The following is a 17138-nucleotide window of genomic DNA, read 5'->3' on the forward strand; positions in this document are numbered from 1 at the left end:
GCCCCGCGCGGCCCGCGCCGCGGGGCCGCCCCCCCCGGCGCTATCGGAGCCGCGGGCCCGACCCCCCCCCGGCGGGGGCGGCCCGCCCCCCCCCGCCCCCCCCCGGCTCGTGTCCGGATCAGGATTCCGGATCAGGATTCCGGTGTGGACCGCTTGCGCCGGCCGAGGATCCGCCGCACCGGCGCGGAGACCGTCTCGACCACCCGGCCGAGCCGGGTGCCGACCACCGCCCGGGCCGCCCGCACCGCGTCGGAGATCCGCCACCACAGCTGGGCCGAGGACGGCGGCAGCAGCAGAGCCCTGGTCCGCCCGGCCCGTCCGGCGCTCGCCAGCAGCCCGCGCCGGACGGTGTGGACGTCGGCGGCCAGCGGCTCCGCGGTGAGCTGCCCGGGCGGGGCGTAGAGCACCCGCTCGGTGGCCAGCGCCAGCCGGCCGGTGGCCGCCGCCGAGTCGGCGTCCAGTTGGGCCTTCTCGGTGATCCGGCGGGCCGCCGAACGCGGGGTGCGTGACTCGTCCGGGGGAATTCCGAGGTCCCAGGCGGAGTCGATCAGCTCGTCCCAGGCGGCCAGCACCTGGGCGTCGGTCAGCTCCGCCGGTCCGCTCCCGCCGGGCCCGCGCCGTCCGCCGCCGCCCAGCCGGCGGCGGCGCACGGCGGCGCGCCAGACCATCGGGGCGAGCAGCAGTGCGATCAGTGCGAGCACCGCGGCCAGGGTGCCGAGCACCTGGCCGGAGAGCAGCCAGGACTCGTCGGCGGCCTTGGTGACGGCCTTGCCGTCGGTGCCGCACTCGCCCAGCTGGCGCTGCTTGGCGGTGCAGTCCGAGCCGGAGGTCGGCGCCGGGGCGGCCGGGGCGGTCTGCGGGGCGGCGGTGGCCTGCTGGGTCGGCGCGGTGGTCGGTGCGCCGGACGCCTCGGTGTAGCGGGTCGGGACGCCGCGGCTCGGGGTCGGCTCGAAGCGCAGCCAGCCGTAGCCCGCGAAGTACAGCTCGGGCCAGGCGTGGTACATCCGGCCGGTCACCGAGTAGACGTTGCCGCCCTTGCTGTCGCCGGGGGTGAAGCCCACGGCCACCCGGGCCGGGATCTTCAGCACCCGGGCCATCGCGGCCATGGTGGAGGCGAAGTGCACGCAGAAGCCCCGGCGGTCGCGCAGGAAGACGGCGATGGCGTTGCTGCCGGTGCCGCCGTTGACCGTGGTGTCGTACTTGAAGCCCGGCCCGGTGAACCAGTTGACCAGCGCCGTCGCCCGGTCGTAGTCGTTCTGCGCGCCGGCGGTGACGGCCTTGGCCTGCTCGGCGACCACCGACGGCAGGTCGGACGGGACGGTGGTGTAGTGCTCCCTGATGTCCTGCGGCGCGGCGGACGCGAGGCGCAGCTCGTTGGCGGTGGGCCGCAGGTCCAGGGAGCTGACGTGGTAGCGCAGGCCGCGGATCGCCTTGTCGTTGGCCGGCAGGACGGTGCGGGTCAGCGGGTCGAGTTTCCAGTCGCCGCGGTCGGGGACCTGGACGGACGCGGCCGGGTAGGGCATCGGCAGCCAGCTCCCCTCCAGCCGGTCGCTGACCTGGAAGTCGCCCTCGATCCGGGGGACCTGGGCGTTGCGCAGGCCCTCGGGCGAGGGCAGCGTCGCCGGGAGGTCGTTGACCGTGGTGCTGCCGAGCTTCCAGTTGGTGCCGTCGAACTGGTCGAGCGAGCCGGTCCGCAGGTAGATCTGGTCGGCCAGCGGACTGTCCAGGGTGTAGGTGAGCAGCTCCGCGTCGGTGGGCTTGGAGATCGCGGCCTCCAGGCTGACCAGCGGGTCGAGACTGGTCGACAGGCTCCCGCCGACGCCCTTGCCGTTCGATCCGCCGGAGCCGGAGTGCAGCAGCCCGAAGCTCCAGTTCGGCAGGGCCACCGGCAGCAGCAGTGCCACCGTCAGGGCCAGCACGCCGACCTGCCGCCCGCCCGGGTTGACCCGGCCGGACTCCACGGAGCCGCGGGCGCCGCCGTAGAACACGCGGCCCCAGCGGGAGACCCGGTCCTGGCCCTCGGCGAACAGCAGCAGCAGGTAGCCGGCCGCGGCGACGGCGAACCAGACCCAGCTGCCGTGCTCCTCGGCCAGGCCGTTGCCGACCGAGTACAGCGCCAGCAGCGGCAGCCCGGCCAGCGCCGAGCGCCGGTAGGTCACCGCGACGGTGTCCACCGCGACGGCGATCAGACCGACCGCCGAGACCAGGATCAGCCGCAGCCCGGCGGTGGGCGGAGCCGGGATGGCGTACTGCTGTATGTCGTCCAGACCGGAGGAGAAGACCTGGTCCAGGACCCGCATCGTGGACGGCCCGGGCAGCACCCCGCCGGCGCCGGCGAAGCCGAGCAGCATCAGCAGGAGCAGCACCAGCAGCTGCCCCACCGGCACCGTCCAGCGGTACACCGGGGAGCGGCGCAGGCCCGCGCCGACCGCGGCGATCACGGTGATCACCAGGAGGGCGTGGGCGAGCCAGTTGTCGGTGGTGAGCAGCGGCCTCAGGCACAGCGAGGCCAGGGCGGTGGCCAGCGCCGAGTACACGGTCAGTTTGGCCCGGGTGGTCACGCGCCGGCCTCTTCTCGGTAGGGGGCGGTCGTCCTGCTGCCGTCGGCGGCCCGCCACAGGTCCGGTACGGAGTCCCCGGCGCGCACCGGGATCACCGTCCAGCCGGCCTCGCGCAGCTGCCGGACCCGGGCCTGGAACTCGTCGCCGCCGGTGTCCGGGGCGAGCATCCGCAGGCCGGCCCAGGTGCCGGTGTCCAGCAGGAAGGCGATCGCCCCGCCGGTGCGGCTGCGCAGCCGGCCGAGCCGGGTGGCCTGGGTGTCGTCCAGCTCGCCGAGGACGGCGACCAGCAGGCCCTCGCCGCCGGTGCGCAGCGGGTCCTCGGCGCGGGAGAGGGTGCCGCCGTCGGACAGGTCGGCGACGGCGAGGGCGTCCAGGATCAGCCCGGAGGTCTCGGCGTTGCTCTGGTTGCCGCCCGCGCCCGGCCCGGGTACGGACTGCCCGGTGTCGGTGAGCATCCGGGTCCGGTAGCCGCGCTCCAGCAGGTGCACGGCGACGGAGGCGGCGCAGCTGACCGCCCACTCGAAGGAGGAGGCGGGGCCGCTGCCCCGGTGGGCGATCTCCCGGGTGTCCAGCACGATGGTGGCCCGGGCCTGCTGCGGCTGCTCCTCGCGGCGCATCATCAGCTCGCCGTACCGGGCGGTGGAGCGCCAGTGCACCCGGCGCAGGTCGTCGCCGGGGCGGTACTCGCGCAGGATCACGTCGTCGTCGCCGGCCAGCGCCAGGGTGTGGCTGTGGCTCTCGCCCTGGCCGATCCACTCGCCGCTGAGCCGTACGGAGGGCAGCGCCTGGACCTGGGGGACGACGGTGAGGACGTCGGAGGCCGTGAAGGCTCGGGTCACCTCGCACATCCCGAACGGGTCGGACAGCCGCAGCTGGAGCGGCCCGAGCGGGTAGCGGCCGCGCAGGTCGGAGCGGACCCGGTAGGAGACCTCGCGGTTGCCGCGCGGCTCGACCCGGTCCAGCACGAACCGCGGGCGCGGCCCGAGCACGTACGGGACCTTGTCCTCCAGCAGCAGCACCCCGGTGGGCACCCGGGAGACGTTGTCGACCCGCAGGTGGACCCGGGCCTCCTGGCCGGCGATCGCCCGGCGCGGGCTGAGCCGGCGTCCGCTGGCCACCCGGTAGCGGGTGTTCGCGACCACCACGACGGCGACCAGCGGCAGCGCGGCGAGCAGGACGCCGACGCGCCGCAGGGCGTCCTGGTCGAGCAGGTAGGAACAGACCACCGCGGTGACCCCGGCGGCGAGGAAGGAACGCCCCCGGGTGGTGAGACCGCGGAACCCGGCCCGCAGTCCTGATGCGGAGTCGGACTGGGTCACCTCAGCCCCTCCGGACGGCCGGGCCGCCCTGCGGGCGAGGCAGCGGCAGCCGGGCGACCAGGTCGGCCACGATCTGCTCGGAGGTGCGGCGGCTGAGCTGGCTCTCGGCGGTCGCCATCAGACGGTGCGCCAGGACCGGGACGGCGAGGCGCTGGATGTCGTCCGGGGTGACGTAGTCGCGCCCGTCCAGCGCGGCGGCGGCGCGGGCGGCCCGGACCAGGTGCAGGGTCGCGCGCGGCGAGGCGCCCAGGCGCAGCTCGGGGCTGGTGCGGGTGGCGCCGACCAGGTCGACGGCGTAGCGGCGGACCGGGTCGGCGATGTGCACGCTGCGGACCAGGTCGATCAGCTTGAGGATGTCGGAGGCGTGCGCGACCGGCTGGAGGTCCTCCAGGGGACTGGCGCCGGCGTGCACGTCCAGCATCGCGAGCTCGGCCTCGGGGCTGGGGTAGCCGATCGAGATCCGGGCCATGAAGCGGTCGCGCTGGGCCTCCGGCAGCGCGTAGGTGCCCTCCATCTCGACCGGGTTCTGGGTGGCCACGACCATGAACGGCGAGGGCAGCTCGTAGCTGGTGCCGTCGATGGTGACCTGGCGCTCCTCCATCGACTCCAGCAGTGCGGACTGGGTCTTGGGCGAGGCGCGGTTGATCTCGTCGCCGACCACGATCTGGGCGAAGATCGCGCCCGGGCGGAACTCGAAGTCGTGCCGCTGCTGGTCGTAGATGTTGGTGCCGGTGACGTCCGAGGGCAGCAGGTCGGGCGTGAACTGGATGCGGCGCACGGTGCAGTCGAGCGAGCGCGCGAGCGCCTTGGCCAGCATGGTCTTGCCGACGCCGGGCACGTCCTCCAGCAGCAGGTGGCCCTCGGCGAGCAGGACGGTCAGGGCGATCCGTACGGCCTCCGGCTTGCCCTCGATCACGCTCTCGACGTTGGCACGGACACGGTCGACGACCGCGGCGAGCTCGGGAAGCCCTACCTGCTGGTACCCGTTCGCCCTCTGCTGCCCGCCCCTCGCAGGACTGCCGAGTCCGGCCTGGTCGTTGTAGCTCGTCACCCGTTTACGCTCCCTGGCACCCTGTGCCCGCCCCGTCCCGAGGCCGGGCCCCACCCCATGCTTGACGCGGCCGTCCCGGGGGCGGTTCCGAAGGAGGATCCGGCGCCGGGAAGGCGGCCCGCGGCCTGGCCGCCCCAGGTGGTTCGGGGTCCGACCGGCAGGCGCATTCTCCCCTGCGCGATGGCCGGAAGTCACCATGCGGCGGTACCCGAGTGCCCGGACGGCCGGGACGCGCCGGACCGCCTCCGGGCACTCGGGCCCCGACGGCTCGGCGGGGCCGGGTCGGTCGCTCAGTCGATCTCGCGCAGCAGTCCGGTGTGGACGTCGAAGACGAAGCCGCGGACGTCGTCGGTGTGCAGCAGGAACGGAGAGGTGCGGACGCGCTGCATGGACTGGCGGACGTCGCCGTCCAGGTCGACGAAGGCCTCCACCGCCCACTGCGGGCGCTGGCCGACCTCCAGCTCCAGCTCGCGGCGGAAGTCCTCGGTGAGCCCGAGCAGGCCGCAGCCGGTGTGGTGGATCAGCGCGATCGAGCGGGTGCCGAGGGCGCGCTGGCTGATGGTCAGGGACCGGATGGTGTCGTCGGTGACGACGCCGCCGGCGTTGCGGATGACGTGCGCGTCGCCGAGTTCGAGGCCGAGCGCCGCGAACAGGTCCAGGCGGGCGTCCATGCAGGCCACCACGGCGATCTTCTGCACCGGGCGGGCGTCCATGCCGCCGTCCTGGAAGGTCACCGCGTAGGTGCGGTTGGCCGTGACGAAGCGGTCGATGACGGTGGGTCTGGCAGGGGCGGCAGCGGCGTTCGGCGAGGGCCGGTCGGGTGTCACTGTCATGGTGGCGACGTTAGTGCCGATCGGGCCCGCGCGGTGGGGCGAGGAGCTACAGAACAGGGCGCTGTGATCGAGTGCATAGCCACAACGGGAAGGTTTGTCCGGGCTGGTCCCGCAGTGGCCCGCACGCGTGGTGGGCAGGGGGCGCGCGCCCGCCGCCGAAGGCCCCCGATCCGTACCGTCGACGGGCCGCCCCGACGGCCGCGACCTGCGGTGATCCGTACCGCCGCCCGGGTGGTGCGCCGGAGCGGACCATTGACGGGCAGGGCCCGCGCGATAGAGTTTGCGGCGCAGTGGAGCACACCCGCCGGGGCCCGTCAACGGGGCCTTCCCGGCCGGTGCGGCCCGGTCGACGCGGTCCGTGGCCTCCACCCGCTCCGTGCCCACCTGACGCACCTTCCCCGGCGCCGGGCGGTCACGACCTTCCCCTTGAGCGGGCGGGGACCACGGGCCGCTTCGTCGTGCCGGGGCGCGGTGGGCGAGAATGGTCGCAGCTCCCGGACGTCGGGCTGCTCCGCACCGAGGAAGGGCGCCACCGCGCATGACCACCAACGAACCGGGCCCCAAGCACGTTCCGGTGATGCTCCAGCGGTGCATGGACGCGCTGGCCCCCGCGATCTCGCGCCCCGGTGCCGTCGTGGTGGACGCCACCCTCGGTCTCGGCGGGCACAGCGAGGCGCTGCTGACCCAGTTCCCGCAGGTGCGGCTGATCGCGGTGGACCGCGACCCGCAGGCGCTGAAGCTCTCCGGCGAGCGGCTGGCCCCGTTCGGCGACCGGGCCACCCTGGTGCACGCCGTCTACGACGAGATCCCCGAGGTGCTGGAGCGCCTGGGCATCGAGAAGGTGGACGGCGTCCTGTTCGACCTCGGCGTCTCCTCGATGCAGCTGGACGAGGCGGAGCGCGGCTTCGCGTACGCGCAGGACGCGCCGCTGGACATGCGGATGGACCAGACCCGGGGGATCAGCGCGGCGGAGGTGCTGAACACCTACAGCCACGGCGACCTGGCCCGGATCCTCAAGGTGTACGGCGAGGAGCGGTTCGCCGGGAAGATCGCCTCGGTGATCCTGCGGGAGCGGGAGAAGGAACCGTTCACCAACAGCGCGCGTCTGGTCGAGTTGGTGCGCAACGCCATCCCGGCCGCGACCCGTCGGACCGGCGGGAACCCGGCCAAGCGGACGTTCCAGGCACTGCGGATCGAGGTCAACGGCGAGCTGGAGGTCCTGGACCGGGCGATCCCCGGGGCGCTGGACGTCCTCGCGGTCGGCGGCCGGATCGTGGTGATGTCCTACCAGTCGCTGGAAGACCGGCTGGTGAAGCAGTACTTCGCCGCCGGCGCGACCAGCACCGCCCCGCCGGGGCTGCCGTTCATCCCGGAGGAGCACCAGCCCTGGCTCAAACTGATCACTCGCGGTGCCGAGCTGGCCACCGAGGAGGAGATCGAGGAGAACCGGCGCGCCGCGCCCGTACGGCTGCGGGTGGCGGAGAGGATCAGGGACCGAAGCAAGCGGGGCTGACGAACCGGCCCCGGCGGGGTCCGAAGGGCGGAGGAAGGCAGTGGGGCCGGTGGCCGGTGAGGTCCGGGCGGGGCGGGGAGGACTCCCCGGGCAGGGCAGGGCGCGGATCACGGTCCGGCCGGGCAAACGTCCGGTACGGGGGCGCACACCGTTCGCGGTGCTCGTCGTGGTGCTGCTGGCGGCCGGGCTGCTCGGCCTGCTCGCGCTGAACACCGCGCTCAACGAGGGCTCCTTCGAGCTCTCCCGACTGCAGAAGCAGACCACCGTGGCGACCGACGAGCAACAGAGCCTCCAGCACGAGATCGACCAGAGCTCGGCCCCGGACGCGCTGGCCAGGCGCGCCGCCGAGCTGGGCATGGTCCCGGCCGGCGGGATGGCCTTCCTGGACGTCCCGAACGGCGGCAAGGTGATCGGCACCCCGGGTCCGGCCCAGGGCAGCCCGCCGGTCAAGCGCTCCACGGCCGAACCGTGGCCGACCAAGGCCCAGCCCAGCGCGGCTCAGCCCGCTGCCGGGCCGTCGCCGGCCGCGCCGCAGCAGGGCGGTGCCCCGTCGCCGGCCGCCCCGTCGCCGGTGCCGACCCCGGCGGCGTCCGCCGGTGACTCGGTGATCCAGCTCAACCCCGTCCCGCCCACCGCGGCCGCGAAGCCGAGCGGGGGTGCGGGCCGATGACCACGCCACGCTCCGGCGGGTCCGGCGCCTCCGGCGGCGGCAACGGCCGCCGTCCGGCGCCCCGGGGCAGTGCGCCGCGCGCGCAGTCCGCCTCCGGCCGCAGTCAGCCCGCGAAGCCCCAGCCCGCGAAGGGCCAGCCCGCCAAGGGACAGTCCGCGAAGGGCCAGCCCGCCCGCAGCCAGTCGGCCAAGGCCCAGCCCGCCAAGTCGGCCTCCGCCGGCCGTACTCCGCGGACGCCGCAGCAGCGCCGCCCCGAGGGGCGGCCGCCGGCCCGCAGCCAGGCGGCGGTGCGCCCGAAGAGCCGTCCGCCGCTGCGCCCCAAGGCGCTCAAGCTGGCCGAGCCGAAGCGCCGGCTGCGGGTGATCACCGTGGTGCTGTCGCTGGTGTTCTCCGTCTTCGCGGGCCGCCTGGTGCAGCTCCAGCTGGTGGACGCCGACGCGCTGGCCGCCGACGCCAACACCAACCGCTACCTGAACATCCCGATCACCGCCGAGCGCGGCTCGATAACGTCCTCCGACGGGGTCGCGCTGGCGGCCACCGTGGACGCGTACGACATCACCGCCGACCCGGCGATGTTCACCCCGGAGGCGACGGGCCTGCCGGACGCGCCGGAGCAGGCGGCCGCGCTGCTGTCGCCGATCCTCGGCGTGCCCAAGGAGAAGATCGCCGCCGACCTGCACACCCCCAAGAGCCGCTACAAGCGGCTCGCGGCCCAGCAGACCCCGGCCGCCAAGAGGCAGATCAGCGACCTCAAGTCGGGCCTGGAGAAGCAGGCCGGCTCGCGGGCCTGCCAGGCCCAGAAGAAGCTGCTCGGCAAGCCCGCCGACCAGGGCGGGCGCACCCGGGTGGACAACGAGTGCGCCAATCCGCTGGCCGGGGTGTTCAACCGGGAGACCCAGAAGCGGATCTACCCGGCGGACGGGCTGGCCGCCAACCTGGTCGGCTTCGTCAACGCCGAGGGCGAGGGCGCCGGCGGCCTGGAGCTCCAGTACCAGAAGCTGCTGGCCGGCAAGGACGGCCACAGCAGCTACGCCCAGTCGGGCGGGCGGCTGGTGCCCACCGCCGGGGGCTCGATGGAGCCGGCCGTGCCGGGCAGCGACGTGAAGCTGACCATCAACCGGGACATCCAGTGGGCCGCCCAGCGGGCGATCACCGACCAGGTGGCCAACTCCGGCGCGGAGAAGGGCTACGTGGTGGTCCAGGACGTGAAGACCGGTCAGGTCCTCGCGATGGCCACCGCACCCGGCTTCAACCCGAACGACCTGAGCCTGTCCAAGCAGACGCAGCTGGGCAACGCCGCCCTGGGCGACGCGTACGAGCCGGGCAGCACCGCCAAGCTGATGAGCATGGCCGCCGTGCTGGACTCCGGCAAGGCCACCTGGGACACCAAGGTGACGGTGCCCAACCGGCTGGTCCGGGCCGGGCAGCAGTTCAAGGACGACGTCGACCACGACACCTGGTACCTGACCCTGGCCGGGGTGCTGGCCAAGTCCTCCAACATCGGCACCATCGAGGCCGTCGAGACCCTCGGCGGCGGCGACCAGCTGGAGGCCAACAAGGTCCTGGACGGCTACATGCGCAAGTTCGGCGTGGCCCAGCCGACCGGCCTGGGCTTCCCGGGGGAGACCTCCGGAAAACTCAAGAAGCCGGAGGACCTGGTCGCCTCGGAGAAGTACAACATCTCCTTCGGCCAGGGCCCGATGCAGATGAACGCGCTCCAGGCCACCTCGGTCTACTCGACCATCGCCAACGGCGGGGTGCGGGTCGCGCCCAGCATCGTCCAGGGCGTCAGCGACCCGAACGGCAAGTACACGCCGAGCGCGCCGGCGGAGCAGACCAGGGTGGTCAGCCAGGAGACGGCCAAGACCCTCACCTCGATGCTGGAGTCGGTCGTCGACGACGAGCAGGGCACCGGCGGCAAGGCCGCCATCCCCGGCTACCGGGTCGCGGGCAAGACCGGCACCGCCAACCGGGGCGCCGCCAACGGCGTCGGCTACGACGGCTACACCGCCTCCTTCATCGGCTTCGCCCCTGCCGACGCCCCCCGCTACACCGTCTCCTGCACCCTCCAGGGCCCGGTCAACGGCCACTTCGGCGGCCAGCTGTGCGGCCCGGTGTTCAAGCAGGTGATGGAGTTCACCCTGAAGACCATGCAGGTCCCGCCGAGCGGCAGCCAGGCCCCCAACCTTCCCGTCGACTGGAAGCCGTGAGCGAGCGATGAACAACGAACCGGCCGGGCCGGAGCACGGCGCGGCGGAGGGCCGGTTTGGCCCTGGACACCCTTCGGCGGATAGCCTTCCCGCCGTGCCGAAACCCGATCAAACCACCGTGAGTCCGCCCCGCCCGACCGGGACCACCGCCCTGCCACTCGCCGAGCTGGCCGCCGCACTGGGCCTGGCGCCCGTCGAGGGCGGCGCCGTCAGCGGCGTCACCCACGACTCCCGCGCGGTCCGTCCGGGCGACGTGTACGTGGCCTTCCCGGGCGCCAACCACCACGGCGCGGCCTTCGCCGCCAAGGCCGCGGAGTGCGGCGCGGTGGCGGTGCTCACCGACCCGGCCGGCGCCGAGCTGGCGGCCCCCACCGGCCTGCCGCTGCTGGTCGTCGACCGGCCGCGGGCCGTCATGGGCGAGCTCGCCGCGATCGTCTACGGCCGTCCCTCCCAGCGGCTGCTGATGATCGGGCTGACCGGCACCAACGGCAAGACCACCACCTCGTACCTGGTCGAGGGCGGCCTGCGCGGCGCCGGGCGCAGCCCGGGCGTGATCGGCACCGTCGAGATGCGGGTCGGCGAGGAGCGGATCAAGAGCGAGCGCACCACCCCCGAGGCCACCGACCTGCACGCGATCCTCGGTGTGATGGCCGAGCGCGGCGCCGACGCGGTGACCATGGAGGTCTCCAGCCACGCCCTGGTCTTCGGCCGCACCGACGGGGTCGCGTACGACGTCGCGCTGTTCAACAACCTGACCCCCGAGCACCTCGACTTCCACCCGGACATGGAGGACTACTTCCAGGCGAAGGCCCGGCTCTTCCAGCCCGGCAAGTCCCGCCACGGCGTGATCAACCTGGACGACGAGTACGGCCGCCGGCTCGCCGCCGAGGCCAAGATCCCGGTGACCACCTTCTCCGCCACCGGCGCCGCCGAGGCCGACTGGCGGGCCGTGGACGTCCGGCTCGGGCCGGTCGGCTCGACCTTCCGGGTGCTGGGCCCGGACGGCGCCGAGGCCGAGGCCTCCGTCCCGCTGCCCGGCCCGTTCAACGTCGCCAACGCGCTCGCCGCGATCACCGTGCTGGTCGCCGCCGGGCTGCCGCTGGAGCGGGCCGTGGCCGGTGTCGCCGCCGTCCCCGGCGTGCCGGGCCGGCTGGAGCGGGTGGACGCCGGACAGCCGTTCGTCGCCGTCGTCGACTACGCGCACAAGCCGGACGCCCTCCAGGCGGTCCTCGCCTCGCTGCGCGAGGTCACCAGGGGCCGGCTGCACGTCGTGGTCGGCTGCGGTGGCGACCGCGACCCGCACAAGCGCGGCCCGATGGGCGCCATCGCCGCCCGCCTCGCCGACACCGCCCTGCTGACCAGCGACAACCCGCGCAGCGAGGACCCGCTGGCGATCCTCGCCACCATGCTGACCGGCGCCGCCACGGTGCCCGAGGCCGAGCGCGGGGACGTCGTGGTCGTCCCCGACCGGGCCGAGGCGATCAGGATCGCCGTCGCCCGCGCCCAGGCGGGGGACACCGTGCTGGTGGCCGGCAAGGGCCACGAGCTCGGCCAGTACGTACGAGACGAGATCCGCCCCTTCGACGACCGGGAGGTGCTGCGCGAATCCATCACGCAGACCCCGGCCGCGCGGGGCGACCGAGGAGTAGAGCAGCAGTGATCGCACTGACCCTCGCCGAGGTGGCCGCCGCCGTCGGAGGCACGCTGGACGGCGCCGACCCGGACGCCCTGGTCACCGGCCCGGTCGAGGTCGACTCGCGGAAGGTGAGCCCCGGCGGCCTGTTCGCGGCCTTCGTCGGCGAGCACGTGGACGGCCACGAGTACGCGGCCAAGGCGGTCGAGGACGGCGCCGTCGCGGTGCTGGCCTCCCGCCCGGTCGGCGTGCCCGCCGTCCTGGTCGACAGTGTGGTGGAGGCGCTCGGCCGGCTGGCCCGCGCCGTGGTCGCCCGCGCCGAGGGCACCGCCGTGGTCGCGCTGACCGGCTCGGCCGGCAAGACCAGCACCAAGGACCTGATCGCCCAGCTGCTCCAGCGCCACGGCGAGACCGTCTACCCGCCCGGCTCGCTCAACAACGAGATCGGTCACCCGATGACCGCGCTGCGGGTCGAGGCCGGCACCCGGCACCTGGTCATGGAGATGGGCGCCCGGCACAAGGGCGACATCGAGTACCTCACCTCGATCACCCCGCCCCGGATCGGCCTGGTCCTCAACGTCGGCACCGCCCACGTCGGCGAGTTCGGCTCCCAGGAGGCGATCGCCGAGGCCAAGGGCGAACTGGTCGAGTCGCTGCCCGCCGACGGCGCCGCGATCCTCAACGCGGACGACCGGCTGGTGCGCGCGATGGCCTCCCGTACCAAGGCGAAGGTGGTCCTGTTCGGGGAATCACCGGACGCCCACGTACGGGCCACGGACGTTCGCCTGGACGCCACCGGGCGGCCATCGTTCACGCTCACCACCCCGGCCGGTTCCGCGCCCGTGCAGCTGCGCCTGTACGGTGAGCACCACGTCTCGAACGCCCTCGCCGCCGCCGCGGTGGCGGTGGAGCTCGGGATGTCCGTCGACGACACCGCGGCAGCCCTGGGCGAAGCGGGTGCGCTGTCCCGCTGGCGCATGGAGGTCGTCGACCGGGCCGATGGTGTCACCGTCGTGAACGACGCCTACAACGCGAACCCCGACTCGATGCGGGCCGCGCTGCGGGCGCTGGTCTCGATCGGGGGCCGGGGCCCGGAGCGCCGCCGCACCTGGGCGGTGCTCGGCGAGATGCGGGAGCTCGGCGAGGAGAGCCTGGCCGAGCACGACGCCATCGGGCGGCTCGCCGTCCGGCTCGACGTCACCAAGCTGGTGGCGGTCGGCGGACGCGAGGCGGCCTGCATGGAACTCGGCGCGAGGAACGAAGGTTCGTGGGGTGAGGAGTCGGTGCTGGTGTCCGACGCGGACGCGGCGGTCGAGCTGCTGCGCAGTCAGCTGCGGCCGGGGGATGTGGTCCTGGTGAAGGCTTCCCGTTCGGTGGGGCTGGAGAAGGTGGCCGAGGCCCTCCTGGCGGACGGTGTGGCCGAATAATGAAGCAGATCCTTTTCTCCGGGATGATCGGCCTCATCCTGTCGCTGCTCGGCACCCCGGCCCTGATCAAAGTGCTCGCGAAGCACGGCTACGGCCAGTACATCCGCGACGACGGCCCCAAGGCGCACCACAGCAAGAAGGGCACGCCCACCATGGGCGGCATCGCCTTCATCCTGGCGACCCTGATCGCGTACTTCGCCACGAAGGCGATAACGGGCGAGAGCCCGACCGCCTCCGGGCTGCTGGTGCTCTTCCTGACCGCGGGCCTCGGCCTGGTCGGCTTCCTGGACGACTACATCAAGGTGGTCAAGCGCCGTTCGCTGGGCCTGCGGGCCAAGGCGAAGCTGGCCGGCCAGTCGATCGTCGGCCTCGGGTTCGCCGTCCTGGCGATGCAGTTCCCGGACGACCGCGGGCTCAACCCGGCGTCCCAGAGCCTGTCCTTCGTCCGGGACTTCAAGTGGGCGATCGGCCCCGTCCTGTTCGTCATCTTCGCGTACTTCATGATCGCCGCGATGTCGAACGGCGTGAACCTGACGGACGGTCTGGACGGTCTCGCCACCGGTGCCTCGGTGATGGTCTTCGGCGCCTACACCTTCATCGGCATCTGGGAGCACACCCAGAGCTGCGCCTACGCCATCACCGCGACCGCCAACTGCTACGACATCCGCGACCCGCTGGACCTCGCCGTCGTGGCTTCCGCCCTGATGGGCTCCTGCTTCGGCTTCCTGTGGTGGAACACCTCGCCCGCCAAGATCTTCATGGGTGACACCGGCTCGCTCGCCCTCGGCGGCGCCTTGGCCGGTCTGGCGATCTGCTCCCGCACCGAGCTGCTGCTCGCCCTGCTCGGCGGCCTCTACGTGATCATCACCCTCTCGGTGATCATCCAGGTCGGCTCCTTCCGGATGACCGGCAAGCGCGTCTTCAAGATGGCGCCGTTGCAGCACCACTTCGAACTCAAGGGCTGGACCGAGGTCCTGATCGTCGTCCGGTTCTGGATCATCCAGGGCCTGTGCGTCGCCGTCGGCCTCGGCCTGTTCTACGCGGGATGGGTGACCGGATGACCAACCCCGACCAGGCCAACCCCGAATTCGGCGGCCTGCCGGTCGCCGTGGCCGGGCTCGGCGTCTCGGGCATCAGCGCCGCGCGCGTCCTGCACGGCCTCGGCGCCCGGGTGACCGTCGTGGACGGCGGCAGCGGGCCCGGCCTGGCCGCCCGGGCCGCCGAGCTGGAGGCGCTGGGCGTCACCGTGCGGCTCGGCGACGGCGCGAGCCTGCCCGAGGGCACCGAGCTGATCGTCACCTCGCCCGGCTGGGCGCCGGACAGCCCGCTGTTCGCCGCCGCCGAGGCGGCCGGGGTGCCGGTCTGGGGCGACGTCGAGCTGGCCTGGCGGCTGCGCAAGCCGCTGCCCGGCACCGGCGAGCCCGCCCCCTGGCTGGCCGTCACGGGCACCAACGGCAAGACCACCACCGTCCAGATGCTCGCCTCGATCCTCACCGCCGCCGGCAGGCGCACCGCCGCGGTCGGCAACGTCGGGGTCTCGGTGCTGGACGCGGTGCTCGCCGAGGAGCCGTACGACGTGCTCGCCGTCGAGCTGTCCAGCTACCAGCTGCACTGGGCGCCCTCGCTGCGCCCGTACTCGGCGGCGGTGCTCAACCTGGCGCCCGACCACCTCGACTGGCACGGCTCGATGGAGGCGTACGCCGCCGACAAGGGCCGGATCTACGAGGGCAACGCGGTCGCCTGCGTGTACAACCTGGCCGACCCGGCCACCGAGGCGCTGGTCCGCGAGGCCGACGTCGAGGAGGGCTGCCGGGCGATCGGCTTCGGCCTCGGCGCGCCCGGCCCGTCGAACTTCGGTGTGGTGGACGGGCTGCTGGTGGACCGCGCCTTCGTCGAGGACCGGGCCAAGAACGCGGCCGAGCTGGGCGCCGTCGAGGACGTTTACCCGCCGGCCCCGCACAACATCGCCAACGCGCTCGCCGCGGCGGCGCTGGCCCGGGCGTACGGGGTCGAGCCGAAGGCCGTCCGGGAGGGCCTGCGGGCCTTCCGGCCGGACGCCCACCGGATCGCCGAGGTCGGCGTGGTCGGCGAGGTCACGTACATCGACGACTCCAAGGCCACCAACACCCACGCGGCGGCCGCCTCGCTGGCCGCCTACCGGCCGATCGTCTGGATCGCCGGGGGCCTGGCCAAGGGCGCGACCTTCGACGACCTGGTGCAGGGCGCGGCCGAGCGGCTGCGCGCGGTGGTGCTGATCGGCCAGGACCGGGCGGTGATCCGGGAGGCGCTGGAGCGACACGCTCCGGATGTGCCGGTGATCGAGGCGGCCGAGGGCCAGACTGGCGCGGTGGCGATGACCGAGGTCGTTCGAACGGCCGCATCGCTCGCCCGATCGGGTGACACGGTGCTGCTGGCACCGGCCTGCGCCTCGATGGACATGTTCACCAACTACGGCGAGCGCGGCGACCTCTTCGCGGCGGCCGTCCGGGAGCTGGCGGGCGAGTAGGCGGGCCGGCGAGGGCGTCGGACGGGACAAGTGAGCGGGGAGCGGTGGCGGGGCAGGGCAGAGCGGATTCCGGCGTTGTGAAGCGGGATGCCGCCGAGCCGATGAGAGTGATCTCCGCCACCACGACCAAGTACAAGTCGGCCGGTCCGCTGGCCCGGGTCCAGGTCTTGCGGGCCAGGGTCCGGTACTGGCTGGACCGGCCGCTCACCCCGTACCTGCTGGTCCTCGGCAGCACCCTGCTGCTGGTCGTGCTCGGCCTGATGATGGTCTTCTCGGCCTCGCAGATCCTGGCCCTGAACCAGCACCACGCGGCGCAGTACTACTTCCTCAAGCAGCTGATCGCGGCCATCCTCGGCCTGGTCCTGCTGATCGGCTTCGCCTCCGTCCCGCTCGCGGTGCTGCGGGTGATCGTCTACCCGGTGATGATCGGGGTGATCGGCGCCCTCACGCTGGTCGCCATCCCCGGCATCGGGGTGCGGATCAACGGCAACCAGAACTGGCTGGATTTCGGCTTCTTCCAGTTCCAGCCCTCGGAGTTCGCCAAGCTCGCCCTGGTGCTCTGGGGCGCCGACCTGCTCGCCCGCAAGCAGAAGGCCGGCACCCTCAACTCGTGGAAACACCTGCTGGTGCCGCTGGTGCCGGGGGCCCTGCTGCTGCTCGCGCTGATCATGTTCGGCGGCGACATGGGCACCTCGATGATCCTGGTGGCCATGGTGTTCGCGCTGCTCTGGATGGTCGGCGCGCCGCTGCGGCTGTTCGTGTCCACCCTCGGGGTCGCGGCGGTGGTCTGCACCGCCCTGGTGGTCACCGTCCCGCACCGGGCGGAGCGGCTGAGCTGCATCGGCGTCACCAAGATCGACCCGGAGGGCGCCTGCTTCCAGGCCCTGCACGGCGTCTTCGCGTTCGCCAACGGCGGCGGCTTCGGCACCGGCCTCGGCGCCGGCGTGGAGAAATGGGGCCAGCTGCCCGAGGCGCACACCGACTTCATCTTCGCCGCGACGGGTGAGGAACTCGGTCTGGTGGGGACGCTGTCGGTCCTCGGTCTCTTCGCGGCACTAGGCTACGCGGGTATCCGTGTGGCCATCGGTACGAAGGATCCCTTCGTCAGGTACGCCGCGGGAGCCGCCACCACCTGGATCATGGCGCAGGCCATGATCAACCTGGGGTCGGCGCTGGGACTGCTGCCCATCGCGGGTGTCCCGCTCCCGCTGTTCTCCTACGGCGGTTCCGCCATGCTGTCGGCCATGTCCGCGATCGGAGTGCTGCTGTGCCTGGCGCGCAGCTCCTCGGGCGCGAAGGCGGCCCTGGCCGCCCGGAGCAAGAACTCCCGGATCAGGAGACAACTGGCCCGGGTGCTGCCACGACGACGAACCACAGCGCGCCCGGCCCCGGGGCCGGCACGCAGGGAGCGGTGA

General features: G+C 73.4%; 12 protein-coding genes. 8 read left to right on the forward strand and 4 right to left on the reverse strand.

Features of this window, described 5'->3' with window-relative positions; genetic code table 11:
* Positions 1-131: 131 nt before the first annotated feature.
* The 4 genes from ACIRRH_RS02465 to ACIRRH_RS02480 form a co-directional block, all read right to left on the reverse strand.
* Complete coding sequence (locus ACIRRH_RS02465) at positions 132-2561, reverse strand: DUF3488 and DUF4129 domain-containing transglutaminase family protein (protein ID WP_403060556.1); 2430 nt, start codon at positions 2559-2561, stop codon at positions 132-134.
* Positions 2558-3880, reverse strand: a complete 1323-nt coding sequence (locus ACIRRH_RS02470) for a DUF58 domain-containing protein (RefSeq protein WP_403060559.1) — start codon at positions 3878-3880, stop codon at positions 2558-2560. Before ACIRRH_RS02470 ends, ACIRRH_RS02465 begins: the two co-directional genes overlap by 4 nt.
* A 1-nt stretch (position 3881) precedes the next feature.
* The gene (locus ACIRRH_RS02475) at positions 3882-4931 is read right to left on the reverse strand and encodes an AAA family ATPase (protein WP_403060562.1); all 1050 of its coding nucleotides are present in this window, start codon (positions 4929-4931) and stop codon (positions 3882-3884) included.
* A 290-nt stretch (positions 4932-5221) separates the two neighbouring features.
* Positions 5222-5764: a carbonic anhydrase gene (locus tag ACIRRH_RS02480; protein ID WP_224283459.1), complete on the reverse strand. Its 543-nt coding sequence runs from the start codon at positions 5762-5764 to the stop codon at positions 5222-5224.
* Positions 5765-6302: 538 nt separating this feature from the next.
* On the opposite strand from ACIRRH_RS02480, the gene rsmH reads away from it, so the two are divergent.
* The 8 genes from rsmH (at position 6303) to ftsW (ending at position 17138) form a co-directional block, all read left to right on the forward strand.
* The gene (gene rsmH / locus ACIRRH_RS02485; protein WP_403060565.1) at positions 6303-7277 is read left to right on the forward strand and encodes a 16S rRNA (cytosine(1402)-N(4))-methyltransferase RsmH; all 975 of its coding nucleotides are present in this window, start codon (positions 6303-6305) and stop codon (positions 7275-7277) included.
* Positions 7278-7434: 157 nt separating this feature from the next.
* Positions 7435-7947, forward strand: a complete 513-nt coding sequence (locus ACIRRH_RS02490) for a septum formation initiator family protein (protein ID WP_403060568.1) — start codon at positions 7435-7437, stop codon at positions 7945-7947.
* A complete protein-coding gene (locus tag ACIRRH_RS02495) occupies positions 7944-10157 on the forward strand; it encodes a penicillin-binding transpeptidase domain-containing protein (RefSeq protein ID WP_403060571.1) in 2214 nt (737 codons plus the stop codon). The genes ACIRRH_RS02490 and ACIRRH_RS02495 overlap by 4 nt, the downstream gene beginning before the upstream one ends.
* A gap of 7 nt (positions 10158-10164) precedes the next feature.
* Positions 10165-11817 carry a UDP-N-acetylmuramoyl-L-alanyl-D-glutamate--2,6-diaminopimelate ligase gene (locus tag ACIRRH_RS02500; RefSeq protein ID WP_403060574.1) on the forward strand — a complete coding sequence of 551 codons (1653 nt, stop codon included), beginning with the start codon at positions 10165-10167 and terminating at the stop codon, positions 11815-11817.
* Entirely contained in the window at positions 11814-13217 is a 1404-nt protein-coding gene (murF, locus tag ACIRRH_RS02505; protein ID WP_403060577.1) for a UDP-N-acetylmuramoyl-tripeptide--D-alanyl-D-alanine ligase, read from the forward strand. Before ACIRRH_RS02500 ends, murF begins: the two co-directional genes overlap by 4 nt.
* Positions 13217-14278 carry a phospho-N-acetylmuramoyl-pentapeptide-transferase gene (mraY, locus tag ACIRRH_RS02510; RefSeq protein ID WP_359827635.1) on the forward strand — a complete coding sequence of 354 codons (1062 nt, stop codon included), beginning with the start codon at positions 13217-13219 and terminating at the stop codon, positions 14276-14278. Before murF ends, mraY begins: the two co-directional genes overlap by 1 nt.
* The gene (gene murD / locus ACIRRH_RS02515) at positions 14275-15723 is read left to right on the forward strand and encodes a UDP-N-acetylmuramoyl-L-alanine--D-glutamate ligase (protein WP_403060580.1); all 1449 of its coding nucleotides are present in this window, start codon (positions 14275-14277) and stop codon (positions 15721-15723) included. Before mraY ends, murD begins: the two co-directional genes overlap by 4 nt.
* A 101-nt stretch (positions 15724-15824) precedes the next feature.
* Positions 15825-17138, forward strand: a complete 1314-nt coding sequence (gene ftsW, locus ACIRRH_RS02520; RefSeq protein ID WP_403060582.1) for a putative lipid II flippase FtsW — start codon at positions 15825-15827, stop codon at positions 17136-17138.

Source organism: Kitasatospora sp. NPDC101235 (genome assembly GCF_044767505.1).
Taxonomy (GTDB): domain Bacteria; phylum Actinomycetota; class Actinomycetes; order Streptomycetales; family Streptomycetaceae; genus Kitasatospora.

Bases quoted from the DNA above. Each gene is read 5' to 3' on its own strand.
- ACIRRH_RS02480 (WP_224283459.1), bottom strand. From the start codon at position 5,764: ATGACAGTGACACCCGACCGGCCCTCGCCGAACGCCGCTGCCGCCCCT.
- rsmH (WP_403060565.1), top strand. From the start codon at position 6,303: ATGACCACCAACGAACCGGGCCCCAAGCACGTTCCGGTGATGCTCCAG.
- ACIRRH_RS02495 (WP_403060571.1), top strand. From the start codon at position 7,944: ATGACCACGCCACGCTCCGGCGGGTCCGGCGCCTCCGGCGGCGGCAAC.
- ACIRRH_RS02500 (WP_403060574.1), top strand. From the start codon at position 10,165: ATGAACAACGAACCGGCCGGGCCGGAGCACGGCGCGGCGGAGGGCCGG.
- mraY (WP_359827635.1), top strand. From the start codon at position 13,217: ATGAAGCAGATCCTTTTCTCCGGGATGATCGGCCTCATCCTGTCGCTG.
- murD (WP_403060580.1), top strand. From the start codon at position 14,275: ATGACCAACCCCGACCAGGCCAACCCCGAATTCGGCGGCCTGCCGGTC.
- ftsW (WP_403060582.1), top strand. From the start codon at position 15,825: ATGAGAGTGATCTCCGCCACCACGACCAAGTACAAGTCGGCCGGTCCG.